Origin of the sequence: Tistlia consotensis USBA 355 (genome assembly GCF_900177295.1) — a bacterium.
Lineage (GTDB): Bacteria > Pseudomonadota > Alphaproteobacteria > Kiloniellales > DSM-21159 > Tistlia > Tistlia consotensis.
Window position 1 is genome coordinate 78,104 of record NZ_FWZX01000002.1, and the last position, 14,473, is coordinate 92,576.

12 protein-coding genes are annotated in these 14,473 nt (G+C 72.2%); 10 read left to right on the top strand and 2 right to left on the bottom strand.

Translation table 11 applies throughout. The features are described 5' to 3' along the window. Nucleotides 1-21: 21 nt before the first annotated feature. Nucleotides 22-2,361, bottom strand: a complete 2,340-nt coding sequence (locus B9O00_RS03960) for a xanthine dehydrogenase family protein molybdopterin-binding subunit (protein ID WP_085121150.1) — start codon at nucleotides 2,359-2,361, stop codon at nucleotides 22-24. Nucleotides 2,362-2,709: 348 nt separating this feature from the next. Here B9O00_RS03960 and B9O00_RS03965 point away from each other — a divergent pair, with 348 nt between their 5' ends. From B9O00_RS03965 to B9O00_RS04015, 10 genes are all read left to right on the top strand, one after another. After that, nucleotides 2,710-3,201, top strand: a complete 492-nt coding sequence (locus B9O00_RS03965; RefSeq protein WP_089229672.1) for a hypothetical protein — start codon at nucleotides 2,710-2,712, stop codon at nucleotides 3,199-3,201. A 125-nt stretch (nucleotides 3,202-3,326) separates the two neighbouring features. Beyond that, nucleotides 3,327-5,444 carry a TonB-dependent copper receptor gene (locus tag B9O00_RS03970; RefSeq protein ID WP_085121152.1) on the top strand — a complete coding sequence of 706 codons (2,118 nt, stop codon included), beginning with the start codon at nucleotides 3,327-3,329 and terminating at the stop codon, nucleotides 5,442-5,444. A 31-nt stretch (nucleotides 5,445-5,475) separates the two neighbouring features. Then, entirely contained in the window at nucleotides 5,476-6,453 is a 978-nt protein-coding gene (locus B9O00_RS03980) for a TonB family protein (RefSeq protein WP_089229673.1), read from the top strand. 173 nt (nucleotides 6,454-6,626) lie between these two features. Next, a complete protein-coding gene (locus B9O00_RS03985) occupies nucleotides 6,627-7,355 on the top strand; it encodes a GntR family transcriptional regulator (RefSeq protein WP_159460094.1) in 729 nt (242 codons plus the stop codon). Nucleotides 7,356-7,403: 48 nt separating this feature from the next. Further along, a complete protein-coding gene (locus tag B9O00_RS03990) occupies nucleotides 7,404-8,444 on the top strand; it encodes a TRAP transporter substrate-binding protein (RefSeq protein WP_159460095.1) in 1,041 nt (346 codons plus the stop codon). A gap of 62 nt (nucleotides 8,445-8,506) precedes the next feature. After that, nucleotides 8,507-9,025: a TRAP transporter small permease gene (locus tag B9O00_RS03995; protein ID WP_085121157.1), complete on the top strand. Its 519-nt coding sequence runs from the start codon at nucleotides 8,507-8,509 to the stop codon at nucleotides 9,023-9,025. 4 nt (nucleotides 9,026-9,029) lie between these two features. Beyond that, entirely contained in the window at nucleotides 9,030-10,328 is a 1,299-nt protein-coding gene (locus B9O00_RS04000; protein ID WP_085121158.1) for a TRAP transporter large permease, read from the top strand. Nucleotides 10,329-10,354: 26 nt separating this feature from the next. Next, the gene (gene dapA / locus B9O00_RS04005) at nucleotides 10,355-11,254 is read left to right on the top strand and encodes a 4-hydroxy-tetrahydrodipicolinate synthase (protein ID WP_085121159.1); all 900 of its coding nucleotides are present in this window, start codon (nucleotides 10,355-10,357) and stop codon (nucleotides 11,252-11,254) included. Nucleotides 11,255-11,262: 8 nt separating this feature from the next. Continuing rightward, entirely contained in the window at nucleotides 11,263-12,690 is a 1,428-nt protein-coding gene (locus tag B9O00_RS04010; protein WP_085121160.1) for an FAD-binding oxidoreductase, read from the top strand. Further along, nucleotides 12,687-13,751 (top strand): malate/lactate/ureidoglycolate dehydrogenase, encoded by a 1,065-nt coding sequence (locus B9O00_RS04015; RefSeq protein ID WP_200808394.1) that lies wholly within the window; start codon nucleotides 12,687-12,689, stop codon nucleotides 13,749-13,751. The genes B9O00_RS04010 and B9O00_RS04015 overlap by 4 nt, the downstream gene beginning before the upstream one ends. On the opposite strand, the gene nhaA is transcribed toward B9O00_RS04015, so the two are convergent. Beyond that, nucleotides 13,748-14,473, bottom strand: a 726-nt coding sequence (gene nhaA, locus B9O00_RS04020; protein WP_085121161.1) for a Na+/H+ antiporter NhaA, incomplete at its 5' end; no start/stop codon positions are given. The two genes, B9O00_RS04015 and nhaA, sit on opposite strands and share 4 nt — an antisense overlap.

The following is a 14,473-nucleotide window of genomic DNA, read 5'->3' on the forward strand; positions in this document are numbered from 1 at the left end:
ATCCCAAAGCCTGCTCTCCCCTCAGGCTGCGTCGCGCCGCCCGGCGCGCCCGTCGCGAATCGCCCGCCACAGCTTCTCCGGCGTCGCCGGCATGTCGAGGCGCCCGACGCCGAGCCCCGACAGAGCGTCGGCCAGGGCGTTCATGATCGCCGGCGGCGCGCCGATGGCGCCGGCCTCGCCGGCCCCCTTCACGCCCAGCGGGTTGGTCTTGCAGGGGTAGTCCTGGATCAGCTTCAACTCGATCTCCGGCGCGTCGTCCGCGCGGGGCATGCAGTAGTCCATGTACGAGGCGGTAAGCAACTGCCCATCCTCGTCATAGACCGTGTGCTCGAGCAGCGCCTGGCCGAGGCCCTGGATCGTGCCGCCGTGAACCTGGCCCGCGGCGAGCAGCGGATTGACCACCGTGCCGAAGTCGTCGGCGATCGAGTAGCGCAGGATGCGGACCTTGCCGGTCTCCTCGTCGACCTCCAGCTCGCAGACGTGGCAGCCGTTCGGGAAGGTCAGGCCTTCGGCCGCGTAGTCGCCCTTTTCCTCGATCGGGCCCTTCAGCTCGTCGGGCAGCGAGTCGCCGTGGGTCGCGGCGGCGACCTCGTCGAGCGACAGGCGCCGGTCGGTGCCGACGATGGTGAAGGTGCCGTCGGCGAACTCGACGTCGCCGGCCGCCGCCTCCAGCATGTGGGCGGCGACCTGCTTGGCGCGCTCGATGATCTTGTCCGAGGCGCGGTTGACCGCCACGCCGCCCATCAGCAGCGAGCGCGAGCCGCCGGTGCCGCCGCCGCGCTCGACGATGTCGGAGTCGCCCTGCAGCATCTGCACCTTCTCGGGGTCGATGCCGAGCTTGTCGTTGATCAGCTGGGCGTAGGCGGTCAGGTGCCCCTGGCCGTTGGTCATGGTGCCGATGACCAGGTTGATGCCGCCGTCGGCCTCCAGGGTCATCCTGGCCTCTTCCTCGCCGATGCCGCCGCAGGCCTCGACATAGCTGGCGAGACCGATGCCGCGCAGCTTGCCGGCCTTGGCCGCCTCGGCCCTGCGCGCCGCGAAGCCGTCCCAGTCGGCCATCGCCGTGGCCTCGTCGAGCAGGCGCGGATAGTCGCCGGAATCGTAGAGCCGGCCCATCGGCGTCTCGTAGGGCAGGTCGTCGGGCCGGATGAAGTTCAGCTTGCGGATCTCGCGCCGGTCGAGGCCGGCGACCCGGGCGCACTCGTCGACCAGCCGTTCCATCATGTAGGCCGCCTCGGGCCGCCCGGCGCCGCGGTAGGCGTCGACCGGCACGGTGTGGGTGAAGGCGCAGCGGACGTTCGCGTAGATCGCCGGGATCTTGTAGAGCCCGCTGAACATCTGGGTCGAGGCGCCGGTCGGGATGTAGGGCGCGAAGTTCGAGAGGTAGGCGCCGAGGTTGGCCGCGGTCGAGACGCGCATGCCGAGGAAGCGGCCTTCCGCGTCCATCGCCATCTCGACGCTGGTCACGTGGTCGCGGCCCTGGGTGTCGGACAGGAAGGCCTCGGTGCGCTCCGAGGTCCAGCGCACCGGCCGCTGCAGCTTGCGCGAGGCGTAGAGGCAGAGGATCTGCTCCGGATAGGAGAAGATCTTCATGCCGAAGCCGCCGCCGACGTCGGGCGTGACGAGGTGCAGCTGCTTCATGTCGATGCCGAGGATCCCGGCGAGCTGGCTGTGCAGCCGGAAGATGCCCTGGCTGCAGGTGTAGAGCGTGCTGCGGCCGTCCGCCTTGTCGTAGTCGGCGATCGCGACGCGCGGCTCCATGGAGTTGACGACCAGCCGGTTGTTGATCAGCTCCAGCTTCGCGATCCTGGCGGCCTTGGCGAAGGCCTGCTCGGCCGCCTCGCGGTCGCCGTGCTCGTAGTCGAGGCAGAGGTTGCCGGGAGCCGCGTCGTGGACCAGCGGCGCGTCGGCGGCGAGGGCCCTGTCGGCCTCGGTCACCGCCGGCAGCGGGTCGAAATCGACGACGACGAGCTCCAGCGCGTCGCGCGCCTGGGCCGCCGTCTCGGCGACGACGCAGACGACCGGCTGGCCGACGAAGCGGACCTTGTCCTGGGCCAGGGCCGGGTAGGCGGGCGCGACCGGCTTGCTGCCGCCCTTGCCCGGCACCATGGCGAGGCAGGGGATCGAGCCGATGCCGTCGGCCTTCAGGTCGGCGCCGGTATAGACGGCCAGCACGCCGGGCGCGCCCAGCGCCTCCTCGACGTCGATCGGGCCGAGCTCGGCGTGGGCGACCGGGCTGCGCAGGACCGCGAGATGAAGCGAGCCGGGCAGCGCGATGTCGTCGGTGTAGCGCCCGTGCCCGGTCAGAAACCTCGCGTCCTCGAGCCGGCGCAGACCTTGACCAACACCGAACTGACCCATGCCTTGGCTCCGTTGTTTCGTGGCGTCGCAGAGTGGGGGAAGCGCCCCCTCGAGGGCGCGGGGCATGATAGGCAAGCCTTCCGCAGCGGCGAAAGGGAAAACTGGGCGGGGCCGGGATGCCCCCCGTCGCCCCGTTTCTCCTCTTCGGACTGCATGCCAAGCGGCGCCGTCCCGGCCTCCGGGCGGCTCCGCCGGCGAGGCGAACGGGCCCGGATCCAGCGATCGGATGCGCCGGGCCGCGCTTGTCTCGCCGTCGTTGCCATAGTATGCGGTCAGTGCCTCCCGAAGCGGGGGCGCCGCGCAGGGTGGGGGCGAGAGCGGTTGCCGATGGCGGGGGACAGGCGAAAGGTGCGGTCGAGGCGGCGGGGGCTGGCGGGCGCCAGGCGTCCTGGGCGCGCCGGCACGCTGCTCGCGCTGCTCGCCCTCGCGTTCATCGCGGTCTCCCCCTACTTCTGCCGCCTCTATATGCCGCAGGCCTACGCGGCGGTCGCTGCGGAGGCGCGGCCGGGCGACGGTTCGGCTTCCGGCGCCTCGTCCGGCGGGGGCGTTTCCGTCGCCGAGCTGGAGGCGGTGTTCGGCAGCGGGCTGGCCTTCTGCGGCTCCGGCTTCCTGCCGGCTTCGGACGGGCAGGGCGACGAGACCAAGCCGCCGCCCGAGCTGTTCTGCCTGGCCTGCCAGCTCGCCAAGGCCGGCGCGCCGCTGCTGCCGCAGCTGCCCGAGCTGCCGAAGGCCCAGCCCGCGCCCGCCGCGCGGGTCTTCCCCTTCGCCGAGCAGGAGGTCGCGTCCGACCTCTGGTCGCTGCGCGTCGGCCTGACCCGCGCGCCGCCAACCCGCCTCTGAACGACTAGCCCATCTGATCGCGCGTCCGCGGCCCTTCGGCCGTCGGCGTCCGCCGGCCGTGCCTGCCCCCGGCGGCAGCCTCGCGGCGCGCGCTTCCGAGCTCGTGATTCAGAGGTCAAGCGAACATGCCTGTCGAAACCCGCCGCCCGCTGCGCGGCCTGCTTCTCTGCGCCTGCGCCGGCTCGGCGCTGCTGACGGCTCCGGCCGCCCTTTCCGCCGCGGAGCTGCCGCGCAGCCTGCCGACCATCGAGGTCGTCGACTTCGCGCCGGCGACGCCCGCCACCGAGAGCACCGACCTGACCGAGACGCCGCCGGCACGCCCCTACAGCGATTCCGGCGACTACCTGCGCAGCCTGCCGGGGGTCACCGGCGGCCGGATGGGCGGCCACGGCATCGAGCCGGTGATCCGCGGCCAGTCCCAGACCCAGCTCAACGTCCGGTCGGACGGCTCCTACATCTACGGCGCCTGCCCGAACCGCATGGATCCGCCGAGCTCCTACGGCGCGCTCGAGACCTTCGACCGGGTGACCGTCGTGCGCGGCTATCAGAGCGTGCTGATCGGCCCGGGCGGCACCGGCGGCAGCGTGATCCTGGAGCGCGACGCCCCGGCGCTCAGCGACAGCCGGCCGGTCACCGGCCGGTTCGGCGGCGGCGTCGAGAGCAACGGCGGCATCTGGCGCGGCTTCGCCGATGTCGCCGGCGGCACCAGCCAGGTCTACGCCCGCGCGACCGGCGCCTACAGCGACGCCGGCGACTACCAGGACGGCAGCGGCAACACGGTGCGCAGCTCCTACAGCGACCACTCCGCGGGCCTGACGCTCGGCTGGACGCCGGGCGACGGCCGGGAGCTGTCGCTCGGCTACGAGAACAGCCGCACCGACGACGCCCTGTTCCCCGGGGCCGGCATGGATTCGCCCTATTCGGACAGCGACACCTTCCGCCTGAAGGCGAAGCAGCGGTTCGACGGCGAGGTCTTCCGGGCGTTCAGCCTCCAGGGCTACGCCAGCCTGGTCGACCACCTGATGGACAACTACTCGCTGCGCACGCCGCCGGCCAACACCTACCGGCGCACGCCTTCGGAGTCCGACACCTACGGCTTCCAGGCGCGCGCCGAGCTGGCGGCCGGCGAGCAGCCCTTCACGCTCGCTCTCGACTATCGCGGCAACCAGCGCGACGCGACCCGCTACGCCGGCACGACCGAGGACAACGTCGACAGCGTGCAGTCGATCGTCTGGCCGGACGTGGCGATCCACGAGGTCGGCCTCGCCGCCGAGAGCATCTTCGAGATCGCCACGGACACGCGGCTGGTGCTCGGCGGCCGCTACGACCAGGTGCGCGTCAGCTACGGGCGCGCCGACGAGCGCGCGGCGACCAGCGGGCGCAGCCCCAACGACCTCTACCGCTACTACTACGGCGTCCAAGCCTCGGATCACACCGAGCACAACTTCGGGGGCCTCGCCCGCCTGGAGTGGGATGTCGCCAGGGAGGCCACGGTCTATGCCGGCCTCAGCCGCTCCGTGCGCACCGCCGACGCCACCGAGCGGGCGGTCGCCAGCGACATGCGCATGATGACCAGCGACAGCTCCTGGGTTGGCAATCCCGCGCTGGCACCGGAGAAGCATCACCAGCTCGACACCGGCTTCGACCTGGCCGGTGCCGGCTGGACCTTCGGGGCCTCGGCCTACGGCGACTACGTGCAGGACTTCATCCTGCGCGACAGCGCACGCGGCCAGGACGGCATCCTGGTCGTGGCCACGGACGCGAACGTCTACCGCAACGTCGACGCCCTGCTGACCGGCTTCACCGTCAAGGGCGAATGGCTGGCGCTCTCCGAGCTGAAGCTCTCGGCCGACGGCACCTATACCCTCGGCCAGAACCTCGCGACCGGGTCGGCCCTGCCGCAGATCCCGCCGTTCCAGGGCACCCTGCGCGCCGAGTGGATGGGCGCCGAGCAGTGGAGCCTGGGGGCGGAGATGCGCTGGGCCCTGACGCAGACGCGGGTCGACCTCGACCCGACGACCGGGACGGGGCGGGACGTGCGGGAGACGCCCGGCTACGCGGTCTTCGACCTCTTCGCGAGCTGGTCGCCCTTCCAGGACTGCGACCTGCGGCTCGGCGTGACGAACCTCTTCGACACGACCTATGCCAACCACCTGAACCGCAGCAACCTTGCCGACCCGGCGGAGGTCCAGGTCAACGAGCCCGGCCGCTCGATCTTCGCCGAGGCCCGGCTGCGTTTCTGAGGCCGGGTCCCGGCGGCCCCGGGAGGGGACGATGGCTCCCTGCCTTTCCCTCGGCGCCCTGCGGCCCGGCCTGCCGGTGCGGCAGGCCCTGGCCGGTGCCCTGCTGCTGCACCTGCTGGCGGTCCTGCTGCTGCTCGCGTTCCTGCCGGGGCGCTCCGTCGCCCCGGCATCGAGCCCGGCCCTGGAGGTGGCCGTCGTCGGCCTGGGAGAACCGCTTGCCGTGCCGACGGTCACGACCTCGCCGCCGGAAGCGGCCGGAAGCGGCGAAGCGGAGCCGGAGCCGCTGCGCACGGTGCCGACCGCGCCGGCGCTCCGGCCGGTCGAGCGCGCTGCCGAGCCTGGCCCCGTCGGGCCGCCGGCAGCGGTCGAGCCGGCCGTCGACACGGCCGCCGCCGCGGCGAGCGCCGCCGCCGTGCCGCCGCCGGTCGAGGAGGCGGTGCCGCCCCCGCCGCCGGTCCGGCCGGCCGTTCCGCCCCGGGCGGTGCCGGAGGCTCCTTCTGCGGCCGCGGTTCCCCCGAGCTCGGCGCCGACCGCAGGGCAGGCTCGCCGCAGGCCGGCGGCCGCGACCTGGGCCGCCGGGGTACCTGCCGCCGGGGTACCTGCCGCCGGGGTACCTGCCGCCGGGGTAGCTGCCGCCGGGGCGCCGTCCGGCGGTCCGGCGGGGCCGGCGGCGGCCGTCGCCTCCCGCGGGGCCGGCGGCTCGGGGCCGGCTGCCGCAGCGGGGGCGCTGCAGGACTACATCAGCCGGCTGGCTGCCTGGCTGGAGCGCCATCGGCGCTACCCGAAACGCGCACGCCTGCTGCGGCAGGAGGGCGTTGCGGTCGTGCGCTTCCGCATCGACCGCCGTGGCCGCCTGCTCGACAGCCGGCTGCAGAGCAGCTCGGGCCACGAGCTGCTCGATGCCGAGGCGCTGGACCTGCTGAAGCGCTCGGCGCCGCTGCCGGCCCCGGCCGGGCCGGCGGATGCCGGGCAGGAGTTCGTCCTGCCCATCCGTTTCGAGCTGCGATGAGGGCATGACGCGCGGCATCGGGGCGCTGCCGCCGCGTCCGGCGTCCTGGGGCCTCCTCCCCTCCTGCCGGGTGCCTCGTCGACTCGCCCCTTGCTCGGCCTTCGCCTGTATGCGTATTGTATGCAGATCGTTGCATGCAGGCTGTATGCAAAACCGACGAGGGAGGTCGGGTCTTGGCCAAGCCGGACGAAGGCAAGGGATCGCTCTACGAGCGGATGCGCGAGGACATCCTGCGGCTGTCGCTGCGGCCGGGGCAGGACCTCGACGAGACGACGCTGGCCGAGCGCTACAACGTCTCGCGCACGCCGATCCGCGAGGCGCTGATCCGCCTCTCGGCCGACCGGCTGATCGTCTTCAGCCGCAACCGCGGCGCCCGGGTCACGCCGCTGATCCTGCCGGACTTCCCGCGCTTCCTGGAGGCCCTGGGCCTGCTGCAGCGCGCCGTCGCGCGGCTCGCCGCCTATCGGCACCACGCCTCGGACGTCGCCCGCCTGGACGAGAGCCTGGCCGCTCTGACCGCCTTCGCGCAGGCCGAGGACGTCGGCGACGACCGGCGGGCCAGCGACATCGTCGCCGCGGAGAAGGCGCACCTGCTGCGCATCGCCGAGGCCGGCCACAACGGCTATCTGCGCGAGAACTACGAGAGCCTGCTGACCATCGGGCTGCGCATGATGCGCCTGCCCTTCGCCTACAGCCCGCCGATGGGCCGCACGGTCGCCGAATACCTGCGCGACCTGCTGGCGCTGCACGCCGCGCTGCTGGACGCCGTCCGCCGGGGCGACGCCGCGGCCGCCGAGACGGCGGCTGCCGAGGTCCACAGGGCGCTGGTCCTGCGGCTGCGTGAATACAACGAAGAGAACCTCGTCGCCGACGTCTCGATCGCGACCGGGACGGACGACTAAGCGGGGCCCCAACCAGAACACGCAAGAGAACGAACAGGAGAGGTCATGATGCTATCGAGGACTGGCATTCGCAGTCTGGCGGCCGCGGCGGCCGTCGGCTTCACCCTGCTGTCGCCGCTCGCGGCCGGCGCCCAGACCATCGTCAAGCTCGCCCACACCGAGGGCGAGGGCGACCTGCTCGCCAATCCCTACTGGACCTTCACGGAAGTCTTCGGCCGGGTCCTCGAGTCCCAGTCGAACGGCCGCTACAAGCTCCAGGTCTTCCCGAACAAGCAGCTCGGCGACCTCGAGTCCCTGGCCGAGCAGACCGCCCGCGGCGTGATCCAGATGTCGGCGGGCCTGTCGGCCGGCCACCTGGCCAGCTACTTCCCGCCGATCCAGGTGCTGGAGATGCCCTACACCTTCCCGACCACCGAGGTCGCGCGCACGGTGCTCGACGGGCCCTTCGGCAAGGAGCTCGCGGACGCCACCGCCAAGGCCAGCCACATCCGCATCCTGGCCTACCTGCCGTCGGCCTTCCGCAACTTCTCCAACTCGGTCAAGCCGATCCACACGCCGGCCGACATGGTCGGGATGAAGATCCGCGTGCAGTCGATCCCGATCCATCTGGCGATGGTCAAGGCGCTCGGCGCCTCGCCGACGCCGATCGCCTGGGCCGAACTCTACAACGCGCTGCAGACCGGCGTCGTCGACGGCGAGGAGAACGCGCCCTACACGATGCTGCTGGCCAATCTCCAGGAGGTCCAGAAGTACTACACCCTGGACCATCACCTGGTGAACATGGCGCTGATCACGATCAACGACGACTTCTACGAAGGGCTCAGCGACGCGGACAAGAAGATCTTCGACTACGCGGCGCGCGAGGCCTCCTTCGCGATGCTCGGCGTGATCACCGCGAAGGAATCGCAGGACCTGAAGAAGATCGCCGCCGCCGGCGTCGAGATCTACCAGCCGACCCACGAGGAGTTCGAGCAGTTCGTCGAGGCGACGCGCAAGCCGATCCGCGACCTGCTGGCCGAAAAGGTCGGCGAGGAGTGGATCGACAAGCTCCAGAAGGCGGTCGCCACCGCCGAGAGCAAGCTCGACTGAACCGGATCGCCGCGGCCGGTCGGACGACCCGGCCGCGGCTCCCTCCTGGAGGGTCCTCCGCGATGCTTCGAACCCTGGAACGGGTGGCCGAGGTGATCGGCCTGGTCACCGGCGTCGCCGCCCGCCTGATGATCCTCGCCGTGGTGGCGATGCTGTTCGTGCAGGTCGTGCTGCGCTTCGGCTTCCGCTACTCGCTGCCCTGGCCCGAGGAGGCCTCGCGCTACCTGATGATCTGGGTCGTCATGCTGGCGGGCAGCCTGCTGGTCAAGGACGAGCAGCTGGTCAGCGTCGACTTCTTCGACCGGCTCTGGCCGCCGCGGCTGCTGGCCTACCGCAACGCCTTCTTCCGCCTGATGCTCGCCGGCCTGCTGGCGGTGCTGTTCTGGGAGGGCCTGGGCGAGGCGCTCTTCGACATGCGCCGGACCACGACCGCGCTGCAGATCTCCTGGTTCTGGGTCTACCTCTCGATCCCCGTCGGCTCGGGCCTGATGCTCTTCCACATGCTGGTGCTCGCGCTGCGCGACCTGGTGCGGGGCGTCGACCCCGACCGCGACCCCTCGCTGCTGCGCGCCGAGATCTGAGGCCATGTCACCGCTCCTCGTCGTCATCGGCCTGCTGCTGGTGCTGCTGCTGTTCGGCAGCCCGGTGATCTTCGCCGTCGGCTTCGCCGGCCTCTCCTACTTCTTCGTGGCGCCCGGCATGAGCTCCATGCTGCCGGTCTTCGCCCACAAGTTCTTCACCGGCATGGACGCCTTCATCTGGCTGTCGATCCCGCTGTTCATCATCGCCGGCGAGATCATGACCGCGATCGGCATGACCGACCGGCTGGTCTCCTTCTCGCGGCTGCTGGTCGGCCGCATGCGCGGCGGCCTCGCCTACGTCAACGTCGTCGCCTCGATGCTGTTCAGCGGCGTCTCCGGCTCGGCCCTGGCCGACATCTCGGCGCTGGGCCCGGTCGAGATCGAGATGATGAAGCGCGACGGCTACCGCCGGGACTTCGCGGCCGGCCTGACCGTCAGCTCGGCGATCCAGGGCCCGATCGTGCCGCCCTCGATCCCGCTGATCATCTTCTCCAGCCTGACCAACACCTCGGTCGCCGCCCTGTTCCTGGCCGGCGCGGTGCCGGGCGTGATGATCGGCCTCGCCCAGATGGCGCTGATCTTCTTCATGGCGCGCCGCCGCGGCTTCCCGAGGAACCCGATCGCCGACCTGACCCTGATGCGCGCGGTCCAGATCGTGCTCGGCACCTCCTGGGCGCTGCTGATGCCGGTCATCATCATCGGCGGGATCATCTCGGGCGTCTTCACCGCGACCGAGGCCGCGGCGGTCGCCGTCGCCTACGCCCTGCTGGTCGGCACGCTCGCCTACCGCAACCTGACGCTCAAGGACTTCTGGGCGATCCTCGACCGCTCGGCGCGCACCACCGCCTCGGTCTACCTGATCGTCGGCTTCGCCACGGTGATCAGCTGGGTGCTGGCCAGCGAGCGGGTGCCCTCGGAGCTGTCGATGCTGGTCCACCAGCTCGACCTGCAGCCCTGGATGCTGCTGCTGGCGCTCAACGTCTTCTTCCTGCTGAACGGCCTCTGGATCAGCGATTCCGTGCAGCTGCTGCTGTTCGCGCCGCTGTTCACGCCGATCGTCGTGGCCGCCGGGGTCAGCCCGATCCAGTTCGGCGTCATCATGGTCGTGAACGTGATGATCGGCCTGCTGACGCCGCCCTACGGCCTGGGGCTCTACCTCGGCTCGGCGATCAGCGGCGTGCCGCTGGGCGCGATCGTGCGCCAGAGCCTGCCCTTCCTGCTGACCAGCATCGTCGTGCTGCTGCTGACCACCTACGTGCCGGCGATCTCCCTCACGCTGCCGAGGCTCTTCGGCTTCCTCTGACCCAAGCAACCGAACGGGACCCTTCCATGCCGCTTACGATGCAGGACCTCTCCGGCCTCTTCACCGCCCTGGTGACGCCGTTCCAGGCCGACGGCAGCCTCGACCGCGCCGCGCTCACCGCGCTGGTCGAGCGGCAGATCGCGGCCGGCGCGGCCGGCGTCGTGCCGATCGGCGGCACCGGGGAATATCCGGCGCTGTCGCGCGCCGAGCGGGCCGAGGTCGTGCGCCTCTGCGTCGAGGCGGCCGGCGGCCGGCCGGTCATCCCGGGCGTGCTGTCGACCGGCTTCGCCGACGCGGTCGAGGCGGGCCGCGACTTCGCCGCGGCCGGCGCCGCCGCGGTCATGACCGTGACGCCCTACTACGCCGCCGGCCCGCAGGAGGGCATGCGCCGCTACTTCAAGGAGTACCGCGACGCCGTCGGGCTGCCGGTGCTGCTCTACGAGATCCCGCGCCGCACGACCGTGGCCATGAAGGCCGAGACGATCCAGGCGATGGCCGAGGACGGCTCGATCATCGGCATGAAGTACTCCAGCTACGACCTGCCGGAGTTCATCAGGGTGATCCGCCTGGCCGGCTCGAAGATGGCGGTGCTGAGCGGCGAGGAGCCGCTGTTCGCGACCCACATGGCGCTCGGCGCGCGCGGCGGCGTGCTGGCCACGGCCAACGTCTATCCGGAGCGCTGGATCGAGGTCCTGGAGCTGGCCGGCAAGGGCGGGCTGCGCGACGCCCTGGCCCGCCAGGCCGATCTCGACGAGCTGGCGACGGCGGTCTTCGCCGAGGTCAATCCCGGGCCGCTCAAGCGCTACATGGCGATGGCCGGGATGCCGGTCGGCGGCGTGCGCCTGCCGCTGGTCGAGCCGTCCGAGGCGACGGTCGCCGGCCTGTCGGCGGCCCTCGCGGCGATGAGCGCCGGCGCGCGGCGCTGAGGGCGCCGATGTCCGACCAGACGATCGAGCGCCTGCGCGGGCGGCTCGGAGACCGGGGCCTGCTGACCGAGCCGGCCGCGATGGCGCCCTTCCTGACCGACTGGCGCGGCCGCGAGGAGGGGCGGGCGCTCTGCGTCGCGCTGCCGGCCTCGACCGAGGAGGTCGCGGCGGTCGTCGCGATCGCCGCGGCGGCCGGCCTGCCGCTCTTCCCCCAGGGCGGCAACACCGGGCTCTGCTACGGCGCCGTGCCGCGCGGCGGGGCCGGGCCCGGCATCGTCGTCGCGCTGCAGCGCATGAACCGGATCCGCGAGATCGACCGCGCCGCCAACGTCATGACGGTCGATGCCGGCGTCGTCCTCGACGCGGCCCACGCGGCGGCGGCCGAGGTCGGCCGGCAGGTCCCGCTCTACCTCGGCAGCCAGGGCTCGGCCCAGATCGGCGGCCTGATCTCGACCAATGCCGGCGGCACCGGCGTGATCCGCTACGGCCCGATGCGCGAGCTGGTCTGCGGCCTCGAGGTCGTGCTCGCCGACGGCCGGGTCCTCTGCGACCTGGAGGCGCTGAAGAAGAACAACACCGGCTACGACCTGAAGCAGCTGTTCATCGGCGCCGAGGGCACGCTCGGCATCGTCACCGGCGCCGCCTTGCGGCTCCATCCGGCGATGGCGGCCGACGCCCACGCCTGGGTCGCGCTGGCGACGCCGGCCGACGCCCTGTCCCTGCTGTCCCGCCTGCAGGACCGCTTCGACACCGCGATCCTCGCCTGCGAGCTGCTGTCGCGCTCCGAGGTCGACCTGGTGCTGGCGGAGGTCGAGCGGACGCGCTGCCCCTTCGCCGAGACGCCGCCCTGGACCCTGATGATCGAGCTGGGCAGCGCCGATCCCGAGGCGCCGCTGGGCGAGCGCCTGCAGGACCTGCTGGCGACCGCCCTGGAGGACGGTCTCGCGCTCGACGCGATGGTCGCGGCGAGCCGCAGCCAGGCCGAGGACATCTGGCGGGTCCGCCACTCGGTCTCCGAGGCCAACCGTGCCGGCTTCGGCCTGACCCACGACGTCGCGGTGCGGGTCTCCAAGGTGCCGGCCTTCATCGCGGCGGCGGACCGGCTGCTCGCCGAGCGCTTCCCGGATGCGGTCCCGGTCGTCGTCGCCCACCTCGGCGACGGCAACGTCCACTACATCGCGATGTTCCAGCACGCCTACTGGCGCGGCCTGAACGACCCCAAGGCGACGGTGGCGGAGGTGCAGACGCGCCTGCACGACCTCGCCGCCGGCTTCGGCGGCAGCATCAGCGCCGAGCACGGCATCGGCCGCAAGCTGACCGGCGAGCTGGCGCGGCTCGGCGATCCCCTGCGCTATGAGCTGATGGCCGGACTCAAGCGCCTGCTCGATCCCGACGACCGGCTCAACCCGGGCGTGCTGCTGGCGAGGCCGTCGTGAGCTTCGAGGCGACGGCGCCCGACGACGTCCTGCTCGCGGCGCCGGCGCTGCAGGTGCGGGTCGAGGCGATCTTCGCCGCGCTCGGCTGCGCGCCGCGCGAGGCGACGGCGATCGCCGAGCATCTGGTGCTGGCCAACCTGATGGGCCACGACTCGCACGGCGTCAGCCTGATCCCGCTCTACGTCCGCATGGTGCGCGAGGGCAGGGTGGCGCCGAACCGGCGGGTCTCGACGGTGCTCGACGCAGGGCCGCTGGTCACGCTCGAGGCGCATCGCGGCTTCGGCCAGGCGACCGCCCTGGAGGCGATGGAGCTGGCGGTCGCGCGGGCGCGGCGCGACGGCGCCGCGGTCGTCGGGCTGCGCAATTCGCACCACGTCGGCCGGGTCGGCCACTGGGCCGAGCGCTGCGCGGCGGCCGGGCTGGTGTCGCTGCACTTCGTCAACGTCGTCGGCTCGGCGGCGGTGGTGGCGCCCTTCGCCGGCGCCGACGCGCGCATCCACACCAACCCGGTGGCGATCGGCATGCCGCGGCCGGGCGACGAGCCGCTGATCCTCGACTTCGCGACCAGCCGGGTCGCCCAAGGCAAGCTGCGCGTCGCGATGAACCGGGGGCTGCAGGTGCCGGAGGGCCATCTGATCGACGCCGAGGGCCGGCCGAGCACCGAGCCGCGCGTGACCTACGAGCCGCCGTTCGGCGCCCTGCTGCCCTTCGGTGAGCACAAGGGCAGCGGCCTCGGGCTGTTCTGCGACCTGCTGGCCGGTGCCCTGACCGGCGGCGGCACGGCCCATGCCGGGACCCTGGAGGAGGGCGTCTACCTCAACAACATGCTGTCGATCGTGCTCGACCCGCAGCGGCTCGGCGGCCAAGCCAGCTGGCAGCGCGACCTGCTCGACGGCATCGCCTGGTTCGCCGCCTCGCCGCCGCGCGACCCCGAGCGGCCGGTGCTGCTGCCCGGCGAGCCCGAGCGCCTGACGCGCCGCCGGCGCCTCGCCGAGGGCATCCCGATCGACCGCGAGACCTGGCGGCAGATCGAGGAAGCGGCGCGCAGCGTCGGTCTCTAGCTCGCCTCGGCCGTCCGGCCCGCCGAGGCGGCCTTGACCAGCAGGTAGCCGAGCACGGCCGAGACCAGGGAGCCGGACAGCACGCCGAGCCGCACGCCGACGCCGTACTGCGGGTCGTCGAAGGCCAGGGTGCCGATGAACAGGCTCATGGTGAAGCCGATGCCGGTCAGCAGCGCGACGCCGTAGAACTGCGCCCAGGTGACGCCCTTGGGCAGGCGGCAGAGGCCGGCCTTCACGGCGATCCAGGAGAAGCCGAAGACGCCGACCTGCTTGCCCAGGAACAGGCCGAGCGCGATGCCCAGCGGCAGCGGCTCCAGGAAGCTCGCCAGCGACATGCCGGCGAAGGAGACGCCGGCGTTGGCGAAGGCGAAGAGCGGCATGATGCCGAAGGCGACCCAGGGGTGCAGGGCGTGCTCCAGGTGGCCGAGCGGCTCGCGCTGCTCGCCGTCGCCGTCGCGCGCCCGGATCGGGATGCAGAGCGCGACCGCGACGCCGGCCAGGGTCGCGTGGACGCCGGACTTCAGCACGCAGACCCAGATCACGACGCCGATCAGGATGTAGGGCGCCAGGCGCGAGACGCCGCGCAGGTTGAGCAGCATCAGGCCGCCGATGCCGAGCCCGGCCAGGGCCAGCGAGATGACCGAGAGATCCGAGGTGTAGAACAGCGCGATGATCACGATGGCGCCGAGGTCGTCGATGATCGCCAGGGCCAGCAGGAAGAT

Coding starts and splice junctions, on each gene's coding strand:
- dapA (WP_085121159.1), top strand. CDS start 10,355: ATGCCGCTTACGATGCAGGACCTCTCCGGCCTCTTCACCGCCCTGGTG.
- B9O00_RS03970 (WP_085121152.1), top strand. CDS start 3,327: ATGCCTGTCGAAACCCGCCGCCCGCTGCGCGGCCTGCTTCTCTGCGCC.
- B9O00_RS03980 (WP_089229673.1), top strand. CDS start 5,476: ATGGCTCCCTGCCTTTCCCTCGGCGCCCTGCGGCCCGGCCTGCCGGTG.
- B9O00_RS03960 (WP_085121150.1), bottom strand. CDS start 2,361: ATGGGTCAGTTCGGTGTTGGTCAAGGTCTGCGCCGGCTCGAGGACGCG.
- B9O00_RS04010 (WP_085121160.1), top strand. CDS start 11,263: ATGTCCGACCAGACGATCGAGCGCCTGCGCGGGCGGCTCGGAGACCGG.
- B9O00_RS04000 (WP_085121158.1), top strand. CDS start 9,030: ATGTCACCGCTCCTCGTCGTCATCGGCCTGCTGCTGGTGCTGCTGCTG.
- B9O00_RS03990 (WP_159460095.1), top strand. CDS start 7,404: ATGCTATCGAGGACTGGCATTCGCAGTCTGGCGGCCGCGGCGGCCGTC.
- B9O00_RS03995 (WP_085121157.1), top strand. CDS start 8,507: ATGCTTCGAACCCTGGAACGGGTGGCCGAGGTGATCGGCCTGGTCACC.